The 240-nt window shown below is 65.0% G+C and carries 1 protein-coding gene; it reads right to left on the bottom strand.

Annotation, left to right across the window (positions count from 1 at the left end):
* Positions 1-12: 12 nt before the first annotated feature.
* Positions 13-240: DUF488 family protein (locus AC0L3U_RS40110; protein WP_473365226.1), on the bottom strand; the 228-nt coding region annotated here is incomplete at its 5' end.

The following is a 240-nucleotide window of genomic DNA, read 5'->3' as shown; positions in this document are numbered from 1 at the left end:
CCTCCTTGGAAGTTAGTCGGCGAACAGGTCCGGGTGCGCCGGCGGGTCGGCCGGGTACACCAAAAGGCGGGTATCCTGCGGCCGAGCCGCCTCGGTAATGATCGCTCGTTCGATCTTTGCCGCTGAGAGGATATGAAACACCTGCTCACCGGCGGCGAGCAGGTAGTCCGTGATGATCCGCCGGTGGCACCGCCACCACACCGTTTCGGCGCACATTATGGCGCAGCGCTGGGTTGCGCC

It is taken from the genome of Bradyrhizobium sp. Kon69 (assembly GCF_055807515.1).
This window is presented reverse-complemented; position numbering and strand designations above follow the sequence as displayed.